The organism is Paraburkholderia sediminicola, assembly GCF_046027825.1.
In the GTDB taxonomy this organism is placed as follows: Bacteria; Pseudomonadota; Gammaproteobacteria; order Burkholderiales; family Burkholderiaceae; genus Paraburkholderia; species Paraburkholderia sediminicola_D.
Map to the genome: position 1 here is coordinate 1 of NZ_JAQQDU010000297.1, position 284 is coordinate 284.

Genomic DNA, 284 nt, shown 5'->3' on the forward strand with positions numbered 1-284 from the left:
CCACCTTGAACGGTTTGCCAGCCTTGCGCAGGCGGTCATAAAACGCCCTGATGGTGGGGTTAAAACGCAGTGCCGGTATGCAGGCCATGTAAAGTGCGCGACGCACGATGGCGCGACCGCCCTGCACGCGACGCTTGCCCTGATGCCTGCCGCTGTCGCAATTGAACGGAGCGACGCCGGTAAGGGCGGCGATCTCGCGGCGGTTCAGTGAACCGAGCTGGGGCATGAAGGCGATCAGCGTGGCCGCAGCGCCGGGGCCAATACCGGGCACCGAGCGCAGCAGG

At 65.8% G+C, this 284-nt stretch carries 1 protein-coding gene; it reads right to left on the bottom strand.

Going from position 1 to position 284, the window contains the following annotated elements; translation table 11 throughout:
• Nucleotides 1–284 (bottom strand): transposase (locus PQQ96_RS42310; protein ID WP_408303397.1); only part of this gene is annotated, 284 nt, incomplete at both ends.